Consider the following 20,417-nt stretch of genomic DNA (forward strand, 5'->3'; position numbering starts at 1 on the left):
CACCGCAGCGACAGGTGCCGTCGGCTTGCCGCTCAGCGCGGCAGGACGACGAAGACCTCGCGCCCGTCGCGCCAGACCAGCAGTCCCACGGCATTGCCGGAGGCGGCTTCAAGCGCCGCGGCCAGATCCTCGGGGCGGGTGACCGGGCGGCGGTTGACGGCCAGGATCACGTCGCCGGGTTGCAGCCCGGCCTGTGCCGCAGGGCTGCGCGGGGCGACGGCCACGACCGACAGCCCCTCGACCGTGCCATAGCCGGGCATCCCCGGCGCCAGCGGTTGCAGCGTCAGGCCCGCCAGTTCGGCCGGAGCGGCAGAGGTGGCCGCCGCGTCAAGCCTGTCGAGCGTCACGTCGATGCCCTGCCGTTCCCCGTCGCGCCAGATGTCCAGCTTCACCGTGTCGCCGGGCCGCCGCATGCCGACACGACCGCGCAGATCGGCCGAGCCGCGCAGCGCGTGGCCGTCGATGGCCAGGATCGCATCGCCCGCCCGCAGGCCCGCCCGGTCGGCGGCGCTGCCCGGATCGACCGAGCCCACCACCGCGCCGCCTGCGGCCTCGATCCCCATGGCCTCGGCCAGATCCGGGGTCAGATCCTGGATCGCCACGCCCAGCCGGCCCCGCGCCACCGTGCCGTGTTCGACCAGCTGTTCCATCACCGCCAGCGCCATGTTCACCGGCACGGCAAAGCCGATGCCCACGTTGCCGCCACCGTTCGGCGCGATGATCGCGCTGTTGATCCCGACCAGCTTCCCGTCCAGCGTGATCAGCGCGCCGCCCGAGTTGCCGGGATTGATCGAGGCATCGGTCTGGATGAAATCCTCATAGCCCTGAGGGTTGATCCCCGACCGCCCCAGCGCCGAGACGATGCCCAAAGTCACCGTCTGGCCCAGGCCGAAAGGGTTGCCGATGGCCACGACGTAATCGCCCACCATCAGCGCATCGGAATTGCCGGTCTCGACGGCGGTCAGCCCCTCGGCGGGGATCTTCAGCACGGCAATGTCGGTCGCGGGATCGGTGCCCACCAGTTCCGCCTTGACGCTGCGCCCGTCGCGCAAGGAGACGCGGATCTCGGTCGCGTCCTGGATGACGTGGTTGTTGGTCAGCACATGGCCGCGCTTGGCATCGACGATCACGCCGGAGCCTGCGCTCATCTGCCGCTCGACCGGGCCTTCGGGGGGCATGGGCGGCAGGAAGGGGGCGAAGAAGGGGTCGCGGTAGAGCGGCGACATCTGCGCCGGGCGCTCCGAGACCACCGAGATGTTGACCACCGCATCCGAGACACGCTCGACCACAGGGGCGAGGGTCGGAATGCCGCGGTCGTCGGCAAGCGCAGGGGCCGCGGTTTCGGCAAGGGCCGGGCCGGCAGGCAGCAGGACGGGGCCGGCGACCAGCGACAGCGCCAGCACACTGGCGCAGGTGGACAGGATCAGATGCTTCATGAAAGCCTCCAAAGGAAGGGGGGTGCCGGGCGGCACCCCCGGATGCGGCCTCAACCGGCCTTGACCTCGATATGCTTGACGCGGGCCTGGGCCTCGGGCGTCTGCGGCAGGCGCACGGTCAGCACGCCGTTCTTGAAGCTGGCCTCGGCCTTTTCGCCATCGACGCCGGGCGGCAGCGGGATGGTGCGCCAGATCGCGCCATAGCTGCGTTCGGACAGGTAATAGCCCTTCTTCTCCTCCTGGCGCTCGACCTTCTTCTCGCCCTTCACCGTCAGCATGTCGTCGGTGACGCTGACCTCGATGTCGTCCATCGTCATGCCGGGCAGCTCGATCGAGATTTCCACGGCGTTGTCGGTCTGGACCACGTCGGATTTGGCCTCGGAATGGCCCCAGGGCCAGTCAAGGTCGCCAAGGCCCTTGCCGAAACGGTTCCAGAAACCTTCGAACACCTGGTTCATCTCGCGTTGCAGGGTGGCGATGGGGTTCTCGCGGTCGGGATGGGCGGCGTCATCCTTGCGCGCCCAGGGGATCAGATCCTTGATCTTCATGGTCGTTCTCCTTTCCTGTCTTAGGCAGCCTTGACCTTGATGGTCTTGGGCTGCGACGCTTCGGCACGCGGCAGGTGCAGGGTCAGCACGCCATTCTTCAGCTGGGCCTCGATCTTTTCGGCATCGAAATCATCCGAGAGGGTGAAGGCGCGCTCGTAATCGCCCGCCTCGTATTCGGCGTGGACCAGCCGCAGCTTGTCGGGCGAGGCGACCGAGGATTTCGCGCGGATCGTCAGCACGCGCTTTTCCAGCGCCACGTCCACATCCTCGGCGGCGACACCGGGCAGTTCCAGCATCAGCGTCACGCCCTCTTTCGTCTCGACGATATCGGCCAGCGGGCGCCAGATCCGGCGGGCGCGGGCCGGTTCGGCCTGGGTTTCGGCCGGGGTCTGTTCGGGGGCCTTGGTCACTTCGGTGCTCATGGGTCTCTCCTCCTTCTTTCAGGCGGCCTTGATGGCAATGCGGCGCGGCTTGTCCTCGTCGGGGCGGCCCACGGCAATGCGCAGCACGCCGTCGGCAAAGCGGGCCTCGACCTTCTCGGGATCGACGCGGAACGGCAGGCGGATGGCGCGGGTGAAGCGGCCGAAGGCACGCTCGCGGCGGTGCCAGGTGGCGCCTTCCGGCAGGTCGGGGGCCTTGCGCTCGCCCGAGAGCGTCAGGACATTGTCCTTGACCTGGATGTCGATGTCGGAAGGCTCGACGCCGGGAAGTTCGGCGGTGATCGCCGCGGCCTCGTCATTCTGCCAGACATTCAGCGCGGGGAAGGATCGGCTGGCGCCGAAGGCGAGGCTGTCCAGATCCTCGGACAGACGCCGCATCAGCGCGAAGGGATCGGCGGGGTAGAGAGCAGTGCGGTAAAGCATGGGTCACCTCCTTCGGTTGGCGCCCGCACCGGGCCACGAAGGACGGGACGGCTGCGCAGCAACGCGCACCGCAGGAAAGCAACTGGACGTCACCGACCGGACCCTTGCGGCGCCCTTCGGTGGCCTGCCATTGCGGCCAGACCCGTCATCTTTCGTGAACCCCGTTCGGGCGTTCCCTGCTGATAAAGGAAGCGGGGAACGGCATTTCAAGACCCGGCAGAGGAAGAAATAATCGCTTTCTTCCATAGGCTTGCCGGTCAAGCCTATTGGGGCGGCCCCGACTGGCGCCGCCCCTCGATGCTGGTCCGCTGACAGGGTCACTCTGCCTCGGGTGCGGCGGCCCCGGCCTTCTCTGCCTTGGCTTCGGGTTCGATCCGCACCTGTTCGGCGGTCGCGTTCCAGCCGATGCGCACGGTGTCGCCCTGGGCCACCTCGCCGCCCAGCATGGCGCGGGCAAGCCGCGTCTCGACCAGGCTGCGGATCTGGCGCTTCAGCTCGCGCGCGCCGTATTCGGGGCGATAGCCCTCGGCGGCGAGCATGTCGATCAGGCTGTCCTCGAAGACGATGGTCACGCCCTGCGTCGCGGCCGTGCGCTTCACCCGTTCCAGTTGCAGCAGCACGATCTGGCGGATTTCGGCCTTGGTCAGGCTGTGGAAGACGATGATCTCGTCCAGCCGGTTCAGGAACTCGGGCCGGAAGTGGCCGCGCAGCACGTCCATCAGCTCGGTCTTCAGCGTCTCGGGCTTCTCTGCCGGAGTGCCACGCAGAAGCATCCGCTTCTGGATCCGGTCGGCGCCGAGGTTCGAGGTGGCGATGAGGATGGCATTGGTGAAGTCCACCACCCGGCCCTTGCCGTCGGTCAGCCGCCCGTCGTCGAAGACCTGCAACAGCACGTTGTACACATCCGGGTGCGCCTTCTCGATCTCGTCGAGCAGGATCACCGAATAGGGCTTGCGGCGCACCTTCTCGGTCAGCTGCCCACCCTCGTCGTAGCCGACATAGCCGGGCGGCGCGCCGATCAGCCGGGCGACCGTGTGCTTTTCCATGTATTCCGACATGTCGATGCGCAGAAGCGCGTCCTCGTCGCCATAGACGACCTCGGCCAGCGCCTTGGCAAGTTCCGTCTTGCCCACGCCCGTCGGCCCGAGGAAGAGGAAGGTCGCCACCGGCTTCGAGCCCTCGCGCAGGCCCGCGCGCGCAAGGCGCACGGCGTCCGACACCGCCTTGATCGCCTCTTCCTGGCCGATCACCCGCTGGTGCAGCCGCTCCTCCATCTTCAAAAGCTTCGCGCGTTCCTCCTCGGTCAGCTCATCGACCGGAATGCCCGTCAGCTTCGAGACGATCTGCGCCACATGGGTCGCCCGCACCTCGGCCGAGCCGGTGGCACGCGCCTTTTCCCAGGCTTCGGTCAGTTCCTTGAGCCTGGCCTCCTTGTCGGCGATCTGGTGGCCGATCTCGGCCGCCTTGTCGAAGTTCTTGCGCGCCGCCGCATAGTCCTGCTCGCGCCGCAGCGTGTGCAGTTCGGCTTCCAGTTCCTGCACCTCGACGGGCCGGGCGGTGGCCGACAGCTTGACCCGCGCCGCCGCCTGGTCGATCAGGTCGATCGCCTTGTCGGGCAGGAAGCGGCCCTGGATGTAGCGGTCCGACAGTTCCGCCGCCGCGACGATGGCCTCGTCGGTGATCGTGACCTTGTGGTGCGCCTCGAACGTGTCGCGCAGGCCGCGCAGGATCATCATCGCCTGGGCCACGGTGGGCTCGGGCACCATCACCGGCTGGAAGCGGCGTTCAAGGGCCGCGTCCTTCTCGATGTGCTTCTGGTATTCGTTCAGCGTCGTGGCCCCGATCAGGTTCAGCTCTCCCCGCGCCAGCATGGGCTTGAGCACGTTGGCGACATCGAGGCCGCCCTCGCCGCCGCCCTGGCCCGCGCCGACGATGGTGTGCAGCTCGTCGATGAACAGGATCATCTCGCCCTGATGCTCGGTGATCTCCTTGAGGATCTTCTGCACCCGCTCCTCGAACTCGCCGCGATACTTGGACCCTGCGACCATCGAGTTGATGTTCAGCTCGACCAGCCGCTTGCCGCGGATCGCCTCGGGCACCTCGCCATCGACGATGCGCTGCGCCAGCCCCTCGACGATGGCGGTCTTGCCCACGCCGGGTTCGCCGATCAGGACGGGATTGTTCTTCTTGCGGCGGGCGAGGATCTCGATCGTGGTCTCGATCTCGGCCGCGCGGCCGATCACCGGGTCAAGCTTGCCGTCCCGCGCCATCTTCGTCAGGTCGCGGGAATACTTGTCCAGTTCCGGCGTGTTGGTCGGCGCCTCTGCCGTGCCGTCCTCGGCCCCCTTGCCGACGACGCGCGCCACCTGCTGGCGCAGCGCCTGCGGGGTCAGGCCCAGCTTCTTCAGCATGTTGGCTGCCAGCCCCTCGCCCTCTTCGGCAAGGCCGATCAGCAGGTGTTCGGGGCCGACGTAGGAATGGCCCATGTCGGTCGAGGCGCCGAAGGCGCGGCTGAGCGCATCCTTCACCCGCGGGCTGACGCCGATCTCGCCCTCGTGGGGCTTCTCGCCCCGCTTGGCCTCGGCCTCGATCTGGCCCTTCAGCTGATCGACCGAGATCTTGAACTGGTCGAGGACGGTCTTCACCACCTCGGAGCCGGTCAGAGCAAGCAGCAGGTGTTCGGTGTCCACCTCGGCCCGGCCCATGCCGGCGGCGTGCTGCGCGGCCTCCTGCAACAGCCTTTCGGCCTGTTCGCTGACCTTGCTGGCGAAGCCGCCGCCCTGCCGGCGGGCCGAACGGGCGCGGGGCGCCTCGTCGCCGAAGGTGGCATCCACCACTTCGTCCTCGCCGCCGGCGTCACCGGCGCCGATGCCCTGCGGCAGGTCGAAGCCTGCGTCGGACATCAGGCTGCGGAAGGGCTGGTCGCCGAAGAACTCCTCGAACAACCCGCCGCGTCGCCCGAACAGCGATTCAAGCGGCGAGGCCGTGCGCCCCTGACGGCGCAGCACCTCGCGGTAGTGCTCGTCGCACAGCTCCATGTTCTGCACGCGCCCGTTGACCGAGGCGCGTACGCGCACCGTGGCCGGTTTTCCGCAGATGTCGCATTTGCCTTGCATGGAGTTCCCTTTCCAATGGCTTATGTTCGTCTATCGTCGGATCGGGCCGCCGACCTTGATCCCGGTCAATCCCGATCGGCGACGCGCCTGCCCTGAACGATGGCTTCCCTGTCCTGCCGCCGGATGATCCAGTAGATGCCCCCCAGCGCCAGCGTGGCGAAGGCCAACGCGGCGATGGTGGCGGCGTCGGTCTTGTCCAGATCGAGGATGATGAACTTGCGCAACATCGCCAGCAGCGCCACCAGCACCACGGTGCGCACATGGAACACGGTGTCATGCGTCTCGACCGAGACCACGATCGAGCGCTTGAACTCCAGCGCGATGATGACGGTGAAGATCGCGCCGAACACCGCCTGGAAAACCGCGTGGTCGGTAGGGTCCAGCGCGCCTTCGATCACCAGCCCCACCATGACGCGCAGGAACAGGTTCCACATCGCCGCAAGAACCACCACGATCAGCAGGGCCGAGAGCACAAGCGTCACGAGCTGCTCGAAGCGCTGGTAGAAGGTCAGCACCTTCCAGCGGTCGATGAAATCCTTCCAGTCCGAACGCATCGACATCGGGCTACTCCGCCGCCTGGGCCACGGGCTTGAGCGCGGGAAAGTCGTCGGGCGTGATCGTTTCGCGCTCGAGCAGCAGGCGCGTGCCGGCCTCCAGATCGGCGCGGCGGTCGGTCAGCACCTGTTTCGCCCGCGCATAGGCGGCGTCGATCAGGGCGCGCACGGCCAGATCCACCTCGCGCGCGGTCGCCTCGGAGTAGTCGCGCGGGCTCAGCCCCGGCGCGCCGTCGCCGAGGAAGCTCTGCCGCTCGGGCTCCAGCACGGCCTGGCCCAGATCGGGGTGCATCCCGAAGCGGGTGACGATCTGGCGGGCGATGTCGGTGACGCGCGCCAGGTCGTCAGCCGCCCCGGTCGAGATCTCGCCCAGCACCAGATCCTCGGCCGCCCGGCCCGCCAGCAGCACCACCATGCGGTTTTCCAGATCCGCCCGGGTGATGAGGAAGCGGTCCTCGGTGGGCCGCGTCATGGTGTAGCCGAGCGCGCCGATCGAGCGCGGGATGATCGAGACCTTGTGCACCGGATCCGCCCCCGGCAGGCTGGCGGCGGCCAGCGCATGGCCCATCTCGTGCCAGGCCACCGCCTCGCGTTCCTTCGGGTTCAGCAGCCGGCCCTTGCGCTCGAGCCCGGCGACGATGCGCTCGATGGCCGCCGTGACATCGGCCATGGTCACCGCCTCGGCGCCCCTCCGGGTGGCCTGGATCGCGGCCTCGTTGACCAGGTTCGCCAGTTCCGCCCCCGAGAACCCCGGCGTCAGCGCGGCGATCTGGTCCACGTCCAGCCCCTCGTGCGTCACCTTCTTCAGATGCACCCGCAGGATCGCGGCGCGCCCGCCCTTGTCGGGGCGGTCCACCACCACCTGCCGGTCGAAGCGGCCTGCGCGCAGAAGCGCGGGGTCGAGGATCTCGGGCCGGTTGGTCGCGGCCAGAAGCACGATCCCCTCGCGCGGGTCGAAGCCGTCAAGCTCGGTCAGAAGCTGGTTCAGCGTCTGCTCCTTCTCGTCATGCCCGCCGCCGAAGGCGCCAACGCCGCGCTTCTTGCCGAGCGCGTCCAGCTCGTCGATGAAGATGATGCAGGGCGCGGCCTTGCGGGCCTGCTCGAACAGGTCGCGCACCCGCGCGGCGCCGACGCCTACGAACATTTCCACGAATTCCGAGCCGGAGATGGAGAAGAACGGCACCCCGGCCTCGCCCGCCACGGCGCGGGCGACCAGCGTCTTGCCGGTGCCGGGGGGGCCCACCAGCAGGATGCCCTTGGGGATGCGCGCGCCAAGCCGGCCGTATTTCTGCGGCTCCTTCAGGAAGCTGACGATCTCCTGCAACTCGGCCTTGGCCTCGTCGATCCCGGCCACGTCGGCGAAGGTGACGCCGGTGTCCTTCTCGACATAGACCTTGGCCTTCGACTTGCCGACCGTCATCATGCCGCCGAAGCCCTGCTTCTCGGCGATCTTGCGGAACACCAGCATCCAGAGGCCGAAGAAGACCAGCACCGGCAGCACCCAGGACAGAAGCTGCGACAGGAAGGTGTTGGTCACCGTGCCGTCGTATTCGGCGCTCGACTGCTCCAGCCGCCGGGTCAGGTCCTCGGGGACGATGTTGGTGATGAAATACTCCGCGCCGTCGCGGGGTTCGCGGTAGCGACCGATCACCCGTTCGGTCTGCACCTGCACCTCGGCGATCTGGTCCTTCTCAAGCAGTTCGATGAAGCGCGAATAGGGGATGCGCTCGGTGACAGAGGCCCCCTGCCACCAGGACTGGAACAGCATCAGCAGAAGGAAGGCCGCGATCCAGTACCAGATGTTGATCTGCTGTTCCCTGTTCATGCTTGGCCTCTCTTCTTCTGCCCTCTTGCGCCAAAGTCCGGTCAAGCCCACTGCGCGGTCAGCGCCCCCTGTGGTGGCGCAGCCCACGACCAACCATGCCCGCCGGTCCGCACCACCACGGGGCAGGCCGGGCCTTTCTCTGCTCTTGAACGGAAACGCGCCAAACCTCAGATGCTTACTATGTCGAAAGAAAGCGGAAACTCAACCCGCAAGGGAGATGTCCGGATCTGCCAATCTGATCTTTCGAAAGACAGGAGCAATCGCGATGGATCATGGCCGCAATCGACCCTTGTCCGCACCACGCATCCCGGGGACTGACATGCGCAGTCCCGATGTGCCGCTGGCGATCATCCGCCGGCCCGCACGGTCGGCGACGCAATCGGGACCGCGTCCGCGACACTGGGTTCTGGAGTTCGAGCCCTCCCGCGCGCCGGAGCTTGACCCGCTGATGGGCTGGACCACAGGCGACGATCCCTGTCGGACCATCCGGCTTCAGTTTCCCGATGCCGCAAGCGCGATCCGCCATGCCGAGAGTCAGGACTGGCGCTACATCGTTCTTGCGGAGCCTCGTGCTGCGCAGGCGCCCGCAAAGTCGTAGCGTAGCGCGACCGATGATGCGAGGCACCGGCTGTTCAGGGGGGTGGATGTGCCGGGTGCCCGGCGCTTGACCTATCCCGCCATCGCCTTGCCGAGCCAGCTGGCCCAGCCTGGGGATCGCCGGTCGGCCACCGAGTCCGCGACGGCGGCCGGGGTCGGTGCCTACAGCAGTCCCCGCCTTGCCAGGTTCGCCATCAGGGCCCGTATCCCGAAGGTCCATTCCGGGCACTGGGTGGAAAGGTTCACGCTGTTGCACAGGGCGCCAAGGCCCGGTGCGGAGATGATGACCTTGTCTCCGATCTTGTGTGTGAACCCGCCACCGGGTTCGTCGCGGTCCTGAGTCGGGGCAAAGAGCGTTCCCAGAAACAGCATCAGGCCGTCGGGATACTGATGATGACGGCCGATCGTCTGCGAGACCAGATCGGCCGGATCGCGGCTGATCTGCGACATCGAGGATGTTCCGTCCAGAACAAAGCCGTCCGGCCCCTCGACACGGAGCGTCAGTTCGGCGCGGCGCACGTCATCCAGCCCGAAGTCCGCATCGAACAGGCGCAGGAACGGCCCGATGGCGCAGGAGGCATTGTTGTCCTTGGCCTTGGCAAGCAGAAGCGCCGAACGCCCCTCGACATCGCGCAGGTTCACGTCGTTGCCAAGCGTCGCCCCCACGATCCGGCCCTTCGAGGAGACGGCCAGCACCACCTCCGGCTCGGGGTTGTTCCATCTGGAGACGGGGTGCAGGCCGATGTCGGCCCCGTGCCCCACGGCCGACAGGACCTGCGCCTTCGAGAAGACCTCGGCATCCGGGCCGATTCCGACCTCCAGATACTGGCTCCACAAGCCCTCGGCCTGAAGCGCGGCCTTGGCGGCCATCGCCTCGGGCGAACCGGGACGGATGTTGCGCAGCGAATTCCCGATTGCCGCGCCGACGCGCCGGCGGATCTCTTCCGCGCGGGCAGGATCGCCGCCCGCGCGTTCCTCGATCACGCGCTCCACCATCGAGCCCGCGAAGGTCACGCCGCAGGCCTTGATCGCGTGCAGATCGCAAGGCGCCAGCAGATGCGGCACCGACAGGTCGCCGACCTTCGCCGCGAGCAGCGCGTCGAGTGCCGCGACCCTGCGGCCCGCCGCCGCACGGACATATCCGGCGGGATCATCCATCTCGCAAATATCGCGCACGAGCGGGGCCTCGCACGAGGTGATGTCCCAGACCACCCCGTCCCGCAGCGTCACGACCGATGGGCCCTGAACCTCGGGGGTCCAGATACGGCCGACAAGCGTGGCATCACGCGGAAGGGTCTGCATTCACGGATCTCCAGGTCAGGGTCATGCCGAAGGCCATCGTTTCACCCGGCCGAAGAAACCGCAGGCCGGGCTGGCCGGCAAGGGCATGTGCATCCACCGGATGCGAGACGGGTTCAAGGCAGAAGAAATCGGCGGCACGTCCCGGCGAATAAAGCAGCAGGGTCGAAAGGCCCGTTGCCTCCAGCGTGCAGGACATGGCCTCCGGCCCCTGCCGGATCAGGGCCGAACCGGTCCAGCCGTCGAAGCCTGCATTGATCCAGCCCTCGGGAAGCAGCCGAAGCCCCCGGTAATCCAGCGCATCGGGTATCGGCTCCGGCGCTTGCGTCCGGGGCAGGTGCCGGGCGTTCTCCGGCCACCAGCCATTTGCCTGAAAGGCAATCCGCGTGAGTTCGGACCGTGGAAACCACGGATGGAAACCGCCGCCGAAGGGCAGGGGGCCATCCGCCCTGTTGCGCAGCACCAGCGAGGCATCAAGGCTGTCCGGGCAAAGGCGATAGGTCAGCCGCGCCGCATGGCGCAGGGGTCCGAAGGCCCCGTCCGGCAGGTCGAGGCAGACCGTGTCGGGGGCATGTCCTTGCACCTGCCAGGGCCTCTGGAAGGCATCGCCATGGATCGGGAAGGGTTCTCCGGCAAGGTTCGGCGTCAGACGAACAGGTTTCCCGTCCACCAGAACGGGAACCGAAACACGGTTCGAGAACGGGGCGAGGATGTTCATGGCCCAGGCGAAGGGGTCCGCCTCGCATCCCGCCCGCAACGGGCGCAGGACCGGCTGCCCCGCGACGTCCAGCGCCGCCAGAGCCGCCCCGTGCCGGGCTCCGACCAGAGCCCTTGCCGCCCCAGCGCGCAGTTCGATCACCGCGGCGCCCTCACCACCCGCCGTCGACGGCGATGTTCTGACCCGAGATCATGCGCGCCGCGTCCGAACACAGGAACAGCGCAAGATCGGCCACGTCCTCGGGCCGGATGCGCGACTTGATGCACTGCCGTTCCAGCACCCAGGCGTTGTATTGCTCCAGCCGGTCGGCAAAGACGCGGTTCTCGGCCTCGGACACGACAGCACCCGGCGAGATGGCATTGACCGTGATCCCCTTCGGCCCCAGTTCGCGGGCAAAGCCCTTGGTCAGGCCCAGCGTCGCGCCCTTGGAGGCGACGTAAGGCACATAGCCGTCCCATTGCCCGTTCAGCGTGATCGAGGTCAGGTTCACGATCCGGCCCCAGCCCTTCGCCGCCATGCCGGGCGCCACCGTGCGGCAAAGGACGAAGGCCGCCGAGGAATTGACCCGGATCTGATCCTCGTATTCCGCCAGACTGAAGGCGTCATGCGGCTTGTTGATGATGAGGGCGGCGTTGTTGATCAGCACATCGACGGGGTCGCCCGCAACCAGATCGGCCACGCCCGCCTCTGTTGCTGCCAGATCGTTCAGGTCGACGCCCAGCCAGCCCATCCCTTCGGGCGCCTGCCCCCCGGGCCGGTCCAGCACCGTCACGCGGTGGCCTGCCGTTGCAAAGGCCGAGGCCATGGCGCGCCCTATCGTGCCAAGCCCGCCGGTGATGAGAGCATGTCTGCGTGTTTCTGCCATGCCGGACTCCCTACAGAACCTCGTGAACTTCCTCGATCGAGGTCTCCCCGATCCTCCTGTCCAGCACCACGCGCCCCTGCGCCATCGCCACGACGCGGTCGCAGCAGGCAAAGACATGGTGCATGTTGTGGCTGATGAAGATGCCCGTGACCTTCTGGGCGGCCAGAGACTTGACGAAGCCGATGACCTTGTTGGTCTCCTTGACCGACAGGTGATTGGTCGGCTCGTCCAGGATCAGCACCTTGGACTTGAAATGCATCGCGCGGGCGATGGCCACGCCCTGACGCTGCCCACCGGAAAGCTCGCCCACCATCGCATCGGGCGAGCGCAGGTGCAGGTCCACATCCGCAATCGCCGCCACGCTTTCGGCGCGCATCCGCGCCTCGTCCAGGATGCCCAGCCCGAGGAACGAGGCTTTCAGCGGCTCGCGCCCGATGAACAGGTTGCGCGCGATCGACATGCTGGGGACCATCGAGTTGTACTGGTAGATCGTCTCGATCCCCTGATCCATCGCGTCGCGGGGGCCCTTCATCCGTACGGGGCGTCCGTCGACCAGCACCTCGCCCTCGTCGGGCGCGTGCAGGCCGGAGAGGATCGAGATCAGCGTGGACTTGCCCGCGCCGTTGTCGCCGACAAGGCCCACCGCCTCGTTGCGTTCGAAATCGAGGCTGACCCCCCGCAGGGCATGGACGCCCGAATACCACTTGTGCAGGTTGCGGACCGAGATCACCGGATCCTTGGCCTTGCGGAATGCGTCCGTCATCTCAGCCCTCCACCTTCATCGCGCGGCCGCGCTTGCGCAGCCATGCGTTGCCCACCACGGCAAGGATGGTCAGCGCGCCGATGGCGAACTTGAACCAGTTGGAATCCACCCGGCTCAGCACCAGTCCGTTGTCTATGACGCGGATCAGGACGGCGCCGATGATGCCGCCCAGGATCGAGCCGATGCCGCCGGTCAGAACCGTGCCGCCGATCACGGCCGCCGCGACGGCGGCGAGTTCCATGCCCTCGCCCATCGACGGCAGGGGGGAACCCACACGCAGCACCTGGATCATCCCGGCAAAGCCCGCGAGCAGCGAGCAGATCATGAAACAGGCGATCTTGACCCGCGCGGTCGGGATGCCCATCGCATTGGCTGCGGGCAGGAAGCCGCCCGTCGCCCGCACCCAGTTGCCGAAGTTCGTGCGCGACAGCAGCAGGCTGACGACAAGGGCAAGGCCGAGGAACCACAGGAACGACGCACGGATCAGCTCGCCCGGGCCGACGAAGGCAACGAAGAGATGTTCGGGGATCCGCTCCAGGTCCAGCCGCGGCGGAAAGCCGCCCGAGATCACCACGGTCAGCGACCGCGCCATGAAGAGCATGCCAAGGGTCGTGATGAAGGACGGAATGGCAAAGCGGATCGTCAGCCAGCCATTCGCAAAGCCGATCGCCGCGCAGAGCATCAGGCCGACCAGAACCGAGGGCAGGAAGGGCCAGCCCTGCGCCATGAGCACGGCCATGCTCATCGGCATCAGGGCAAAGACCGAGCCGACCGACAGGTCGAACTCGCCGCAGATCATCAGCAGGGTCACGCCGACCGCGACCAGTGCCATTTCCGGCAGCAGACCCAGAACGCCACGCAGATTGGCGGCAGAAAGGAATATGCCGTTCGAGAGCACCTGGAACAGCACGATCAGAAGCACCAGCAGCAGCACCGCGGCAAGCTCTGGCTTCTGAAGGAATGTCTTGACCAGAAGTCGCATCCGGCATGTCCTTGTATCGACTGACTTCCGGGCCCATGCGGGCCCGGAAGCAAGGGGGGGATCAGCGCAGGCCCTGCGCCGAAAGTTCCATGATGGCATCGGCATCGGCGGGCGTGACGATGCCCTGACCGGTATCGACATCGGCCGGTGCCAGGCCGACGGTCTCGTTCAGATAGACCATCATCACCGGCATGAAGCCCTGCATGTAGGGCTGCTGGTCCACTTCGACCTGGACATAGCCCTTCTGCATCTGCTCGACCACTTCGGGCACCAGGTCGAAACCGCCGAGGAGAACCTTGCCCGGCTCGATGCCCCGGTCAGCCAGCACGCGCGCCACTGCGGCATGCCAGAATCCGGTGTCGAAATAGGCCGTGGTGTCGGGATTTGCAGCGAGATAAGCCCCGACCCGGTCCGCCGTCACTGCAAGATCGGTGCCACTGTCGATCTTCTCCCAGGTGATGTCGCGGCCCGAGCTTGCCTTGTATTCCTCGAGGAAGTTGATCACCCCCTGGCCGCGCTGTTCCGACCAGTTCTGCCCCGGCGCAGAGATGCCGACCAGAACCTTGATCGGTCCTTCGGCCGGGAAATTGGCCGATTGCGCCTTGCCCAGCGAATAGCCCGCCGCAAGGAAACCCTGGCCGACGAAGGCCTGCCGCGGATTGCCTGCCGCCCCCTAGGTGTCGTCCACGTTCACGCCGATCACCGTGATCCCGGCGTCGCGGGCGCGCTGCAACACCTCGTCCAGCGCCTGGTTGTCCACGATCGAGGTCAGGATCGCATCGGGCTTCTGCGCGATGGCCGCCTCGATATTGGCAAGCTGCTCCTGGACCGAGCCCTCGGTCTGGGTGAACAGCATCTGGCAATTGGCGCTGACTCTGGCGCAGGCGTCGTCATAGCCCTTCTTCACCGCCTGCCAGAAGGTGTTCGATGCCGAAGAGTGATGGGCAAAGACGATGTCCAGCCCATCCTGCGCCCGCACCGGCAGGGCAGCCGTCATCAGCAAGGCGGCCGTGGCGGCCGCCAGTCCTGCGGTCTTTCTCATGGTTTCCTCCCTTGAATGTCCGTTTCAGATCGTCGTCGCGTCCGACCTCCTGCGCGACAGGGTGAAGGCCCGGCCGATGTCGGGATGCAGTTCCATCCCGAGGCCCGGTCCGGGCGGCACCGTGATCATGCCGTCCTTCACCTCGGGAAGGGCGGTCACGAGGTCACGATACCAGGTGCGATAAAAGGCGCGGACGCTTTCCTGCACGAGGGCATTGGGCGCGTTCAGCGAAAGATGGGTCGAGGCGCAGAGCACCACGGGCCCGGTGCAGTCGTGCGGCGCGACGGGCAGGTGCCAGGCCTCGGCCATGGCCGCGATCTTGCGCGCCTCCGACAGGCCGCCGCACCAGCTGAGATCCAGCATGACCACCCCGGCCGCGCCGGTTTCCAGCAGGTCGCGGAAGGCCCAGCGAGAGCCGAGCGTTTCAGAGGCCGAAATGGGGGCGGGACTTGCCGCGACATAGCGCTTCAGGCTCGACAGGCTGTCCATCCGGATCGGATCCTCGTGCCAGAAGGTGCCGAACGGGGCCAGCGCCCTTGCGATCTGGATGGCGGGCAGCAGCTGCCACATCGAATGGAATTCCACCATGATGTCCATCCGGTCGCCCACGGCGGCGCGGATCTTCTCGAAGGGCCTCAGCGCCGCCTTCAGATCGGGAACCGAGATGTATTGCCCGCGCGACCGTTCCGCGGCCATGTCGAAGGGCCATATCTTCATCGCGGTGATCCCTTCCTCCAGAAGGGAATGGGCCAGTTCGTCGGCCCGGTGGAGGAAGCCGTTAAGGTCGTCGTAATCCCTGCTGCCGCCGGACAGGGCGTAGTTCGCGGTCGTCTGGCCGGTGGCCCTCTTGATGTAGTCCGTTCCGGCGCAGGTGTTGTAGGTGCGGATCCTGTCGCGCGTGAACCCGCCCAGGACCTGCGCGACGGGCTGGCCCACGGCCTTGCCGAAGATGTCCCACAGCGCGATGTCGAAGGCGGAATTGCCCCGCACTTCGGCCCCTGACGAGCGGAAGCCGAGGTAGCCGACCAGATCGGCGGACAAACGGTCGATCTGCAGGGGATCGCGCCCGATCACACGCGGGGCGATCCATTCGTGGACATGCGCCTCGACAGTGGCCGCGCCGAAGAAGGTTTCGCCGAGCCCGGTGATGCCTTCGTCGGTGCCGACCTCGACCCACAGAAGGTTCGGCCTTTCGGCGATGCGGATCGTGTCGATGGAAGTGATCTTCATGGCATCCTCAGGTCAGTCCGGCCGAGATCAGCGCGCGCACGCTTTCGTCGAAATGCAGCGCCATCGCGGCAACCGCCCGCTCGGGGTCGCCTTCCGCGATGGCGGCGGCGATCCTCTCGTGATTGACGATCATCGCCTCGCGCGCCTCGGTCGTGGTGCGGCTGCGCCAGCCGATCGGCCAGGTCTGCGAGGTGATGCCCTGGAAGGCGCCCACGATCAGGCCGAAGACCGGGTTCTTCGAAGCGCGGGCCAGGGCCATGTGAAAGGCAAGGTCGTGACGCATCAGCACTTCGGGCCGGGTGAGGCTGGCCCGCATGGCAGCCGCCTCATCCGTGATGATACGGGCCTCGTCCTCGGTTCGGCGCAGGGCGGCCAGCGTGACGATCCGCGTCTCGATCGTGCGGCGCACATCATAGATCTGCTGGATGCTGATCTGATCCGTATGCACCCCGTGCTCGATGATCAGCGACATCGCCCCATGATCGATCGGTGCCACGGTTGCCCGCCTGCCCGTGGACAGTTCGATGATCCGCATGGCGGCCAGCGAGCGGAACGCCTCGCGCACCACGGTCCGAGACACCTGGAGGTCCCGGGCCAGGGTTGCCTCGGACGGCAGCCTGTCACCAGGCATCAGGTCCTGTTCGCGGATCAGCCGCGTGATCGCGCCGACCGTGCTGGACACCAGTCCGCCGCCCTGCTCCGCCGCCTGCTCCATTCGGGTACTCCAAAGCTGTAATACAGGTTGGCATTCAAAAGTTCTTAAATGTGACTTAACCTGCCTGTCAATAGCATTGGAGCCTGCCTGATGACACCGCGTCTGATCTTCCCTGCCGCCGATATCGTGGGTGAAAGCCTGGTCTGGGACGACCGGCGCGGCTGCCTCGTCTGGGTGGATATCATCGGACGGCGCATGCACCGGCTGAAACCCGAGACCGGCGCACACGACTCGTGGCAGACCCCCGGTCGCGTCCCCTCTGTCGGTCTGCGCAAGGACGGTGGCGCCATCGTCGGACTGGAACGGCATGTCGCGCTCTGGGACTGGGGCGATGATTTCCGCATCCTCTGCGAGGTGGAACCCGACCTGCCGGGCAACCGTCTGAACGAAGGCGTCGTCGGACCGGACGGTGCCTTCTGGATCGGCACGATGCAGAACAACATCGGGCCCGACGATGAACCGGTCCCGATCAAGGGCGCGCAGGGCGCGATCTACCGCCTGTCGCCGGATCTTGCGCTGGCCCGCGTCTGCGACGACAGGTTCGGGATCGCCAACACCTTCGTCTGGCCCGCCCCGGACCGTTTCGTCACCGCCGACACGCTGGAGAATGCGCTGTTTTCCTACCGGATCAGCGACGGCCGCCTGCACGACCGTGCGCTGTTCCAGACGGGTTTCGGGCGCGGGCTGCCGGACGGGTCCTGTCTTGATGCCGAAGGATGCATCTGGACGGCCCGCGTTGCCGGCGGCGCCTGCGTCACGCGGACCGATCCGCAAGGCCAGGTCGTGACGGTCATCGATCTGCCCTGCACATGGCCCACAAGCTGCGCCTTCGGCGGCCCGGATCTCGGAACCCTCTACGTCGCCTCGGCCCGGTTCACCATGTCGACCGCGCACCTTGCGGAGCACCCCGAGGAGGGCGGGCTATTTGCCGTGAAGCCGGGTGTGATCGGCAGGCCGAGCGCGCGCTTCGGCTGACCGTCGGTCCCCAGGGGTGGGGCCTGACGCCCGCATCCGCTGGTGAATTTCGACGCGATCCGCTGCATCATGTACGAACCGCAAGGCGGCAACCTTGCTGTGAAATCTCAGGCGGTTGTTCACCCGGAACACGGTCAGGCTGCAATCCGCCAAACTCCGGCCGGGGACCCGCAAGGACGAACAACCTCCTGAGTTTTCACGCCCGGACCATCCCCGATGTGGCCGCCTTGGGCCGCCGCCTGCCCTCGGCCGTCAAGCGCGAGGGCGGATAGCACCTGCGGCAGCATGGGCTGGGCCTGCCGGTCGGTGCCTGCGCGTGCGGAGCCTAGGGCGACCCGCGCAGCTGCTGGCGCATTCTCTCCAGAAGATCGACCCCCATCTGCCGGAAGACGTGCAGAAGGTCGATCGGCACCCAATTCTCGCGGATCAGGCCTTCGTGGTGCAGGTAGAAGTCCATCACCCGCATGAAGACCGGCTTGCCTGTCGCAGGCATTCCGCAGAAACCGTCCCCGGCATGAATGCCATAGACGGAGGGCCAGCCACCGGTCACCGAATAGGGGCCGTCGCCGATGCGGATGTAATGGCCGGCCCCGTGGCGGGCGCGTTCGGCCATCACCTCCTCGAAGCTGCCCTGCGGGCGGTGAAAGGCGATGCGGAACGGCAGCTGGTGCCCATCGACAAAGCCGTCAAGCCCTCGGGTCGTCCCGATGCCCGCCGGGCCGTACCACATCATCTTCGGATGCCAGTGGTCACGCTGCGGCATGTCGATCAGCGCCTGACGTGACAGGGCGGACCTGTCGTCGAACTCGGCCAGCGTCTTGTGCATCCGCAGAGTCTGCTCGATGCTGTCGCGGCTTGTCGCGGGGTCGGACGGATCTAGCCGCAAGCCGTCGGCGGTGAGCGGGCCGGGCCACATCCCCTCGACCCCTCGCGAGGGGCCGAGCGGCCATACCCGGCCTGGCGCATCACGTCCAGGATGTCCCAGATCACACTGGCCTGAACCGCGCGGCAGTCCGGACCGATCTGCCAGACTTCGCCATAGCGCAGAAAGACGGTCTTGCCGGTTGCCGGAATGCCCAGCCAGTCTTGCTTCATCGTGCCGCAATAGTGGCCGATCGCCGCTACCAGGGTCTCTTGCCGGTAGCGGCCAGCCACAAGGATGCTGTCGCGGCGCTCGATATCGGGGAAGGCAGCCTGCAGGGGCCCCCAGATGCGCGCTGCGGCGGCAGCGTTGCCGGTCATTTCATTCATCGGATGCGAGGCGCGCCACTGGCAATCGGGCGATGCCAGCCCCGACAGCGCGCGCTCAAGCCCTGCCGGCGTGGATTCGGCCAGATGCAACAGCCGTTCCAGCACCGCCGCCCTCAGACCCGCGTCAGGGCTTGCCTCTGCATCGAAGCCTTCGCTCAGCATATCTTCACCTTCCGACCGATCACCTCCGGAAAGCTTAGAACATGAATCTGCATACGAATGCAATTTTCGCTAGCCTGCCCGGCACCGCAGCGAAAGCGGTGATTCCCGCCGTCAGTGCGGGTCTGAACAGGGAGAACGGAATGAGACTGATGACAGTGTCGATCAGGGGTCTGGCGCTCTCGACCCTTCTTGGCGCCACGACGCTTGCCGGGGCTGCCCATGCCGATTGCGGAATCACGGCTGGTCGGGTGTCGATCGTCGGCAACGAATTTCCGGCGATCAAGAGCGTGGCTGCCAGGGCTGCGGAATGCGCGACCGACGCGGTGAGCGTGAAGGCCAACCTGACAGCCGACCACCAGAAGATCAATGTCCCGGGAATGCAGGGCAACCCGGCGGAATACACCTCGGCGATCGTGGCGACCTCGTCGATCGTCGCGCTGATGAACGAGGATGTCATCCGCCCGCTGGACGACCTGATCGCCGCCCATGGCACCGACATCCCTGCCAGCCAGCTGATCACCATCGACGGCAAGGTGATGGCTGTGGCCTTCATGGCCAACGCGCAGCACCTGGTCTATCGCAAGGACGTGCTGGAGAAGGTCGGCGTCGAACCGCCGAAGACCTATTAGGACTTGCTCGCAGCCGCCGAAAAGATCCGCGCCGCCGGAATCATGGAACACCCGGTCGGGGGCGCCTATCAGGCCGGCTGGAATCTCGCGCAGGAATTCGTGAACATGTACACGGGCATGGGCGGCGAATTCTTCGAGGCCGGAACTCCGAAGGTCTCGATCAACAACGACAAGGGCGTGGCCGCGCTCGAGATGATGAAGGCGCTGACCGCCTACATGAATCCCGACTACCTGACCCACGATTCCAACGCCACTTCCGCCGAATGGGAAGCGGGCAACGTCGCGCTGATGAACATGTGGGGGTCGCGCACCGGCGTGTTGTTGGATGCCGAAGGCTCGGCGCCGGAGGTCCATGAAAACACCATGGTGGGTGCGCCGATGACCGTTGGCGGCGGCACGATCCCGGCCACCACGCTGTGGTGGGATGGCTGGACCGTGGCCAAGAACATCTCGGACGCGGATGCCGTTGCGACCTTCCTCGCCCTCAAGCATGGCACCAGCCCGGCGCTACTGAACGACGAGACGATGGGTCAGGCCGTCTGGATGATCCCGGGTTACAAGCCGGCCCCGGTGAACGCGGGGGTGATGCAGGCCATGGCGATGGGGGCAAAACCCTATCCGATGCTGCCCTACATGGGTCTTCTGCACACCGCGCTTGGCGACAACATCGCCGATTTTCTGACCGGCAAGGAAGATGCGGCGACCACACTTGCCGACATCGAAGCCGCCTACACGGCGGCGGCGACCGAGAAGGGCTTCCTGCAATAGGGGCCTTCTTCGCCCGGCGGCGGCGCTCCACCGCCACCGGGCGCTTTCATGAGACACCTCCCGGCAAGATGCCTTTCCG

18 protein-coding genes and 2 pseudogenes are annotated in these 20,417 nt (G+C 66.7%); 3 read left to right on the forward strand and 17 right to left on the reverse strand.

Annotated elements, in window-relative coordinates:
* Nucleotides 1–32 precede the first annotated feature (32 nt).
* From G8O29_RS12745 to ftsH, 7 genes are all read right to left on the reverse strand, one after another.
* Entirely contained in the window at nucleotides 33–1,436 is a 1,404-nt protein-coding gene (locus G8O29_RS12745) for a Do family serine endopeptidase (protein WP_166403617.1), read from the reverse strand.
* Between the two features lie 50 nt (nucleotides 1,437–1,486).
* Complete coding sequence (locus tag G8O29_RS12750; RefSeq protein WP_166403618.1) at nucleotides 1,487–1,984, reverse strand: Hsp20/alpha crystallin family protein; 498 nt, start codon at nucleotides 1,982–1,984, stop codon at nucleotides 1,487–1,489.
* A 20-nt stretch (nucleotides 1,985–2,004) separates the two neighbouring features.
* Nucleotides 2,005–2,406: an Hsp20/alpha crystallin family protein gene (locus G8O29_RS12755; RefSeq protein WP_166403619.1), complete on the reverse strand. Its 402-nt coding sequence runs from the start codon at nucleotides 2,404–2,406 to the stop codon at nucleotides 2,005–2,007.
* Between the two features lie 18 nt (nucleotides 2,407–2,424).
* Nucleotides 2,425–2,847 carry an Hsp20/alpha crystallin family protein gene (locus G8O29_RS12760; RefSeq protein ID WP_149076248.1) on the reverse strand — a complete coding sequence of 141 codons (423 nt, stop codon included), beginning with the start codon at nucleotides 2,845–2,847 and terminating at the stop codon, nucleotides 2,425–2,427.
* A 317-nt stretch (nucleotides 2,848–3,164) separates the two neighbouring features.
* A complete protein-coding gene (locus G8O29_RS12765; RefSeq protein WP_166403620.1) occupies nucleotides 3,165–5,963 on the reverse strand; it encodes an ATP-dependent Clp protease ATP-binding subunit in 2,799 nt (932 codons plus the stop codon).
* 65 nt (nucleotides 5,964–6,028) lie between these two features.
* Nucleotides 6,029–6,523, reverse strand: coding sequence for a phosphate-starvation-inducible PsiE family protein (locus G8O29_RS12770; RefSeq protein ID WP_166403621.1), 495 nt, complete (start codon nucleotides 6,521–6,523; stop codon nucleotides 6,029–6,031).
* Between the two features lie 4 nt (nucleotides 6,524–6,527).
* Nucleotides 6,528–8,342, reverse strand: a complete 1,815-nt coding sequence (ftsH, locus tag G8O29_RS12775) for an ATP-dependent zinc metalloprotease FtsH (protein WP_166403622.1) — start codon at nucleotides 8,340–8,342, stop codon at nucleotides 6,528–6,530.
* Between the two features lie 319 nt (nucleotides 8,343–8,661).
* Between ftsH and G8O29_RS12780 the strand changes: the two genes are divergently transcribed.
* Complete coding sequence (locus G8O29_RS12780; protein WP_242679104.1) at nucleotides 8,662–8,940, forward strand: NADH dehydrogenase ubiquinone Fe-S protein 4; 279 nt, start codon at nucleotides 8,662–8,664, stop codon at nucleotides 8,938–8,940.
* 161 nt (nucleotides 8,941–9,101) lie between these two features.
* Here G8O29_RS12780 and G8O29_RS12785 read toward each other — a convergent pair whose 3' ends face one another.
* The 8 genes and pseudogenes from G8O29_RS12785 to G8O29_RS12820 form a co-directional block, all read right to left on the reverse strand.
* A complete protein-coding gene (locus tag G8O29_RS12785; RefSeq protein WP_166403624.1) occupies nucleotides 9,102–10,241 on the reverse strand; it encodes a fumarylacetoacetate hydrolase family protein in 1,140 nt (379 codons plus the stop codon).
* On the reverse strand, nucleotides 10,222–11,097 hold the full coding sequence (locus G8O29_RS12790; RefSeq protein WP_166403625.1) for an aldose 1-epimerase: 876 nt from the start codon (nucleotides 11,095–11,097) through the stop codon (nucleotides 10,222–10,224). Before G8O29_RS12790 ends, G8O29_RS12785 begins: the two co-directional genes overlap by 20 nt.
* Before the next feature lie 10 nt (nucleotides 11,098–11,107).
* On the reverse strand, nucleotides 11,108–11,821 hold the full coding sequence (locus G8O29_RS12795; protein WP_166403626.1) for an SDR family oxidoreductase: 714 nt from the start codon (nucleotides 11,819–11,821) through the stop codon (nucleotides 11,108–11,110).
* A gap of 10 nt (nucleotides 11,822–11,831) precedes the next feature.
* The gene (locus G8O29_RS12800) at nucleotides 11,832–12,584 is read right to left on the reverse strand and encodes an ATP-binding cassette domain-containing protein (protein ID WP_166403627.1); all 753 of its coding nucleotides are present in this window, start codon (nucleotides 12,582–12,584) and stop codon (nucleotides 11,832–11,834) included.
* A gap of 1 nt (nucleotide 12,585) precedes the next feature.
* Nucleotides 12,586–13,566 carry an ABC transporter permease gene (locus G8O29_RS12805; RefSeq protein ID WP_166403628.1) on the reverse strand — a complete coding sequence of 327 codons (981 nt, stop codon included), beginning with the start codon at nucleotides 13,564–13,566 and terminating at the stop codon, nucleotides 12,586–12,588.
* Between the two features lie 61 nt (nucleotides 13,567–13,627).
* Nucleotides 13,628–14,608 (reverse strand): annotated as a pseudogene (locus G8O29_RS18505) (sugar ABC transporter substrate-binding protein).
* A 24-nt stretch (nucleotides 14,609–14,632) separates the two neighbouring features.
* On the reverse strand, nucleotides 14,633–15,838 hold the full coding sequence (locus G8O29_RS12815; RefSeq protein WP_166403629.1) for a mandelate racemase/muconate lactonizing enzyme family protein: 1,206 nt from the start codon (nucleotides 15,836–15,838) through the stop codon (nucleotides 14,633–14,635).
* A 7-nt stretch (nucleotides 15,839–15,845) separates the two neighbouring features.
* The gene (locus tag G8O29_RS12820) at nucleotides 15,846–16,553 is read right to left on the reverse strand and encodes a FadR/GntR family transcriptional regulator (RefSeq protein ID WP_166403630.1); all 708 of its coding nucleotides are present in this window, start codon (nucleotides 16,551–16,553) and stop codon (nucleotides 15,846–15,848) included.
* A 90-nt stretch (nucleotides 16,554–16,643) separates the two neighbouring features.
* Between G8O29_RS12820 and G8O29_RS12825 the strand changes: the two genes are divergently transcribed.
* Complete coding sequence (locus G8O29_RS12825; RefSeq protein WP_166403631.1) at nucleotides 16,644–17,528, forward strand: SMP-30/gluconolactonase/LRE family protein; 885 nt, start codon at nucleotides 16,644–16,646, stop codon at nucleotides 17,526–17,528.
* A 325-nt stretch (nucleotides 17,529–17,853) separates the two neighbouring features.
* Here G8O29_RS12825 and G8O29_RS18300 read toward each other — a convergent pair whose 3' ends face one another.
* Together G8O29_RS18300 and G8O29_RS18305 are read right to left on the reverse strand one after the other, a co-directional pair.
* Complete coding sequence (locus tag G8O29_RS18300) at nucleotides 17,854–18,444, reverse strand: ester cyclase (RefSeq protein WP_207623808.1); 591 nt, start codon at nucleotides 18,442–18,444, stop codon at nucleotides 17,854–17,856.
* Nucleotides 18,405–18,884 carry a nuclear transport factor 2 family protein gene (locus G8O29_RS18305; RefSeq protein WP_207623809.1) on the reverse strand — a complete coding sequence of 160 codons (480 nt, stop codon included), beginning with the start codon at nucleotides 18,882–18,884 and terminating at the stop codon, nucleotides 18,405–18,407. Before G8O29_RS18305 ends, G8O29_RS18300 begins: the two co-directional genes overlap by 40 nt.
* A gap of 206 nt (nucleotides 18,885–19,090) precedes the next feature.
* Between G8O29_RS18305 and G8O29_RS12835 the strand changes: the two are divergent.
* Nucleotides 19,091–20,338: pseudogene (locus G8O29_RS12835) on the forward strand (ABC transporter substrate-binding protein).
* The last annotated feature ends 79 nt before the right edge of the window (nucleotides 20,339–20,417 follow it).

Origin of the sequence: Rhodobacter calidifons (assembly GCF_011174775.1) — a bacterium.
Classification (GTDB): Bacteria; Pseudomonadota; Alphaproteobacteria; order Rhodobacterales; family Rhodobacteraceae; genus Tabrizicola; species Tabrizicola calidifons.

Coding starts and splice junctions, on each gene's coding strand:
- G8O29_RS12745 (WP_166403617.1), bottom strand. CDS start 1,436: ATGAAGCATCTGATCCTGTCCACCTGCGCCAGTGTGCTGGCGCTGTCG.
- G8O29_RS12750 (WP_166403618.1), bottom strand. CDS start 1,984: ATGAAGATCAAGGATCTGATCCCCTGGGCGCGCAAGGATGACGCCGCC.
- G8O29_RS12755 (WP_166403619.1), bottom strand. CDS start 2,406: ATGAGCACCGAAGTGACCAAGGCCCCCGAACAGACCCCGGCCGAAACC.
- G8O29_RS12760 (WP_149076248.1), bottom strand. CDS start 2,847: ATGCTTTACCGCACTGCTCTCTACCCCGCCGATCCCTTCGCGCTGATG.
- G8O29_RS12765 (WP_166403620.1), bottom strand. CDS start 5,963: ATGCAAGGCAAATGCGACATCTGCGGAAAACCGGCCACGGTGCGCGTA.
- G8O29_RS12770 (WP_166403621.1), bottom strand. CDS start 6,523: ATGTCGATGCGTTCGGACTGGAAGGATTTCATCGACCGCTGGAAGGTG.
- ftsH (WP_166403622.1), bottom strand. CDS start 8,342: ATGAACAGGGAACAGCAGATCAACATCTGGTACTGGATCGCGGCCTTC.
- G8O29_RS12780 (WP_242679104.1), top strand. CDS start 8,662: ATGCGCAGTCCCGATGTGCCGCTGGCGATCATCCGCCGGCCCGCACGG.
- G8O29_RS12785 (WP_166403624.1), bottom strand. CDS start 10,241: ATGCAGACCCTTCCGCGTGATGCCACGCTTGTCGGCCGTATCTGGACC.
- G8O29_RS12795 (WP_166403626.1), bottom strand. CDS start 11,821: ATGGCAGAAACACGCAGACATGCTCTCATCACCGGCGGGCTTGGCACG.
- G8O29_RS12800 (WP_166403627.1), bottom strand. CDS start 12,584: ATGACGGACGCATTCCGCAAGGCCAAGGATCCGGTGATCTCGGTCCGC.
- G8O29_RS12805 (WP_166403628.1), bottom strand. CDS start 13,566: ATGCGACTTCTGGTCAAGACATTCCTTCAGAAGCCAGAGCTTGCCGCG.
- G8O29_RS12815 (WP_166403629.1), bottom strand. CDS start 15,838: ATGAAGATCACTTCCATCGACACGATCCGCATCGCCGAAAGGCCGAAC.
- G8O29_RS12820 (WP_166403630.1), bottom strand. CDS start 16,553: ATGGAGCAGGCGGCGGAGCAGGGCGGCGGACTGGTGTCCAGCACGGTC.
- G8O29_RS12825 (WP_166403631.1), top strand. CDS start 16,644: ATGACACCGCGTCTGATCTTCCCTGCCGCCGATATCGTGGGTGAAAGC.
- G8O29_RS18300 (WP_207623808.1), bottom strand. CDS start 18,444: ATGTGGCCCGGCCCGCTCACCGCCGACGGCTTGCGGCTAGATCCGTCC.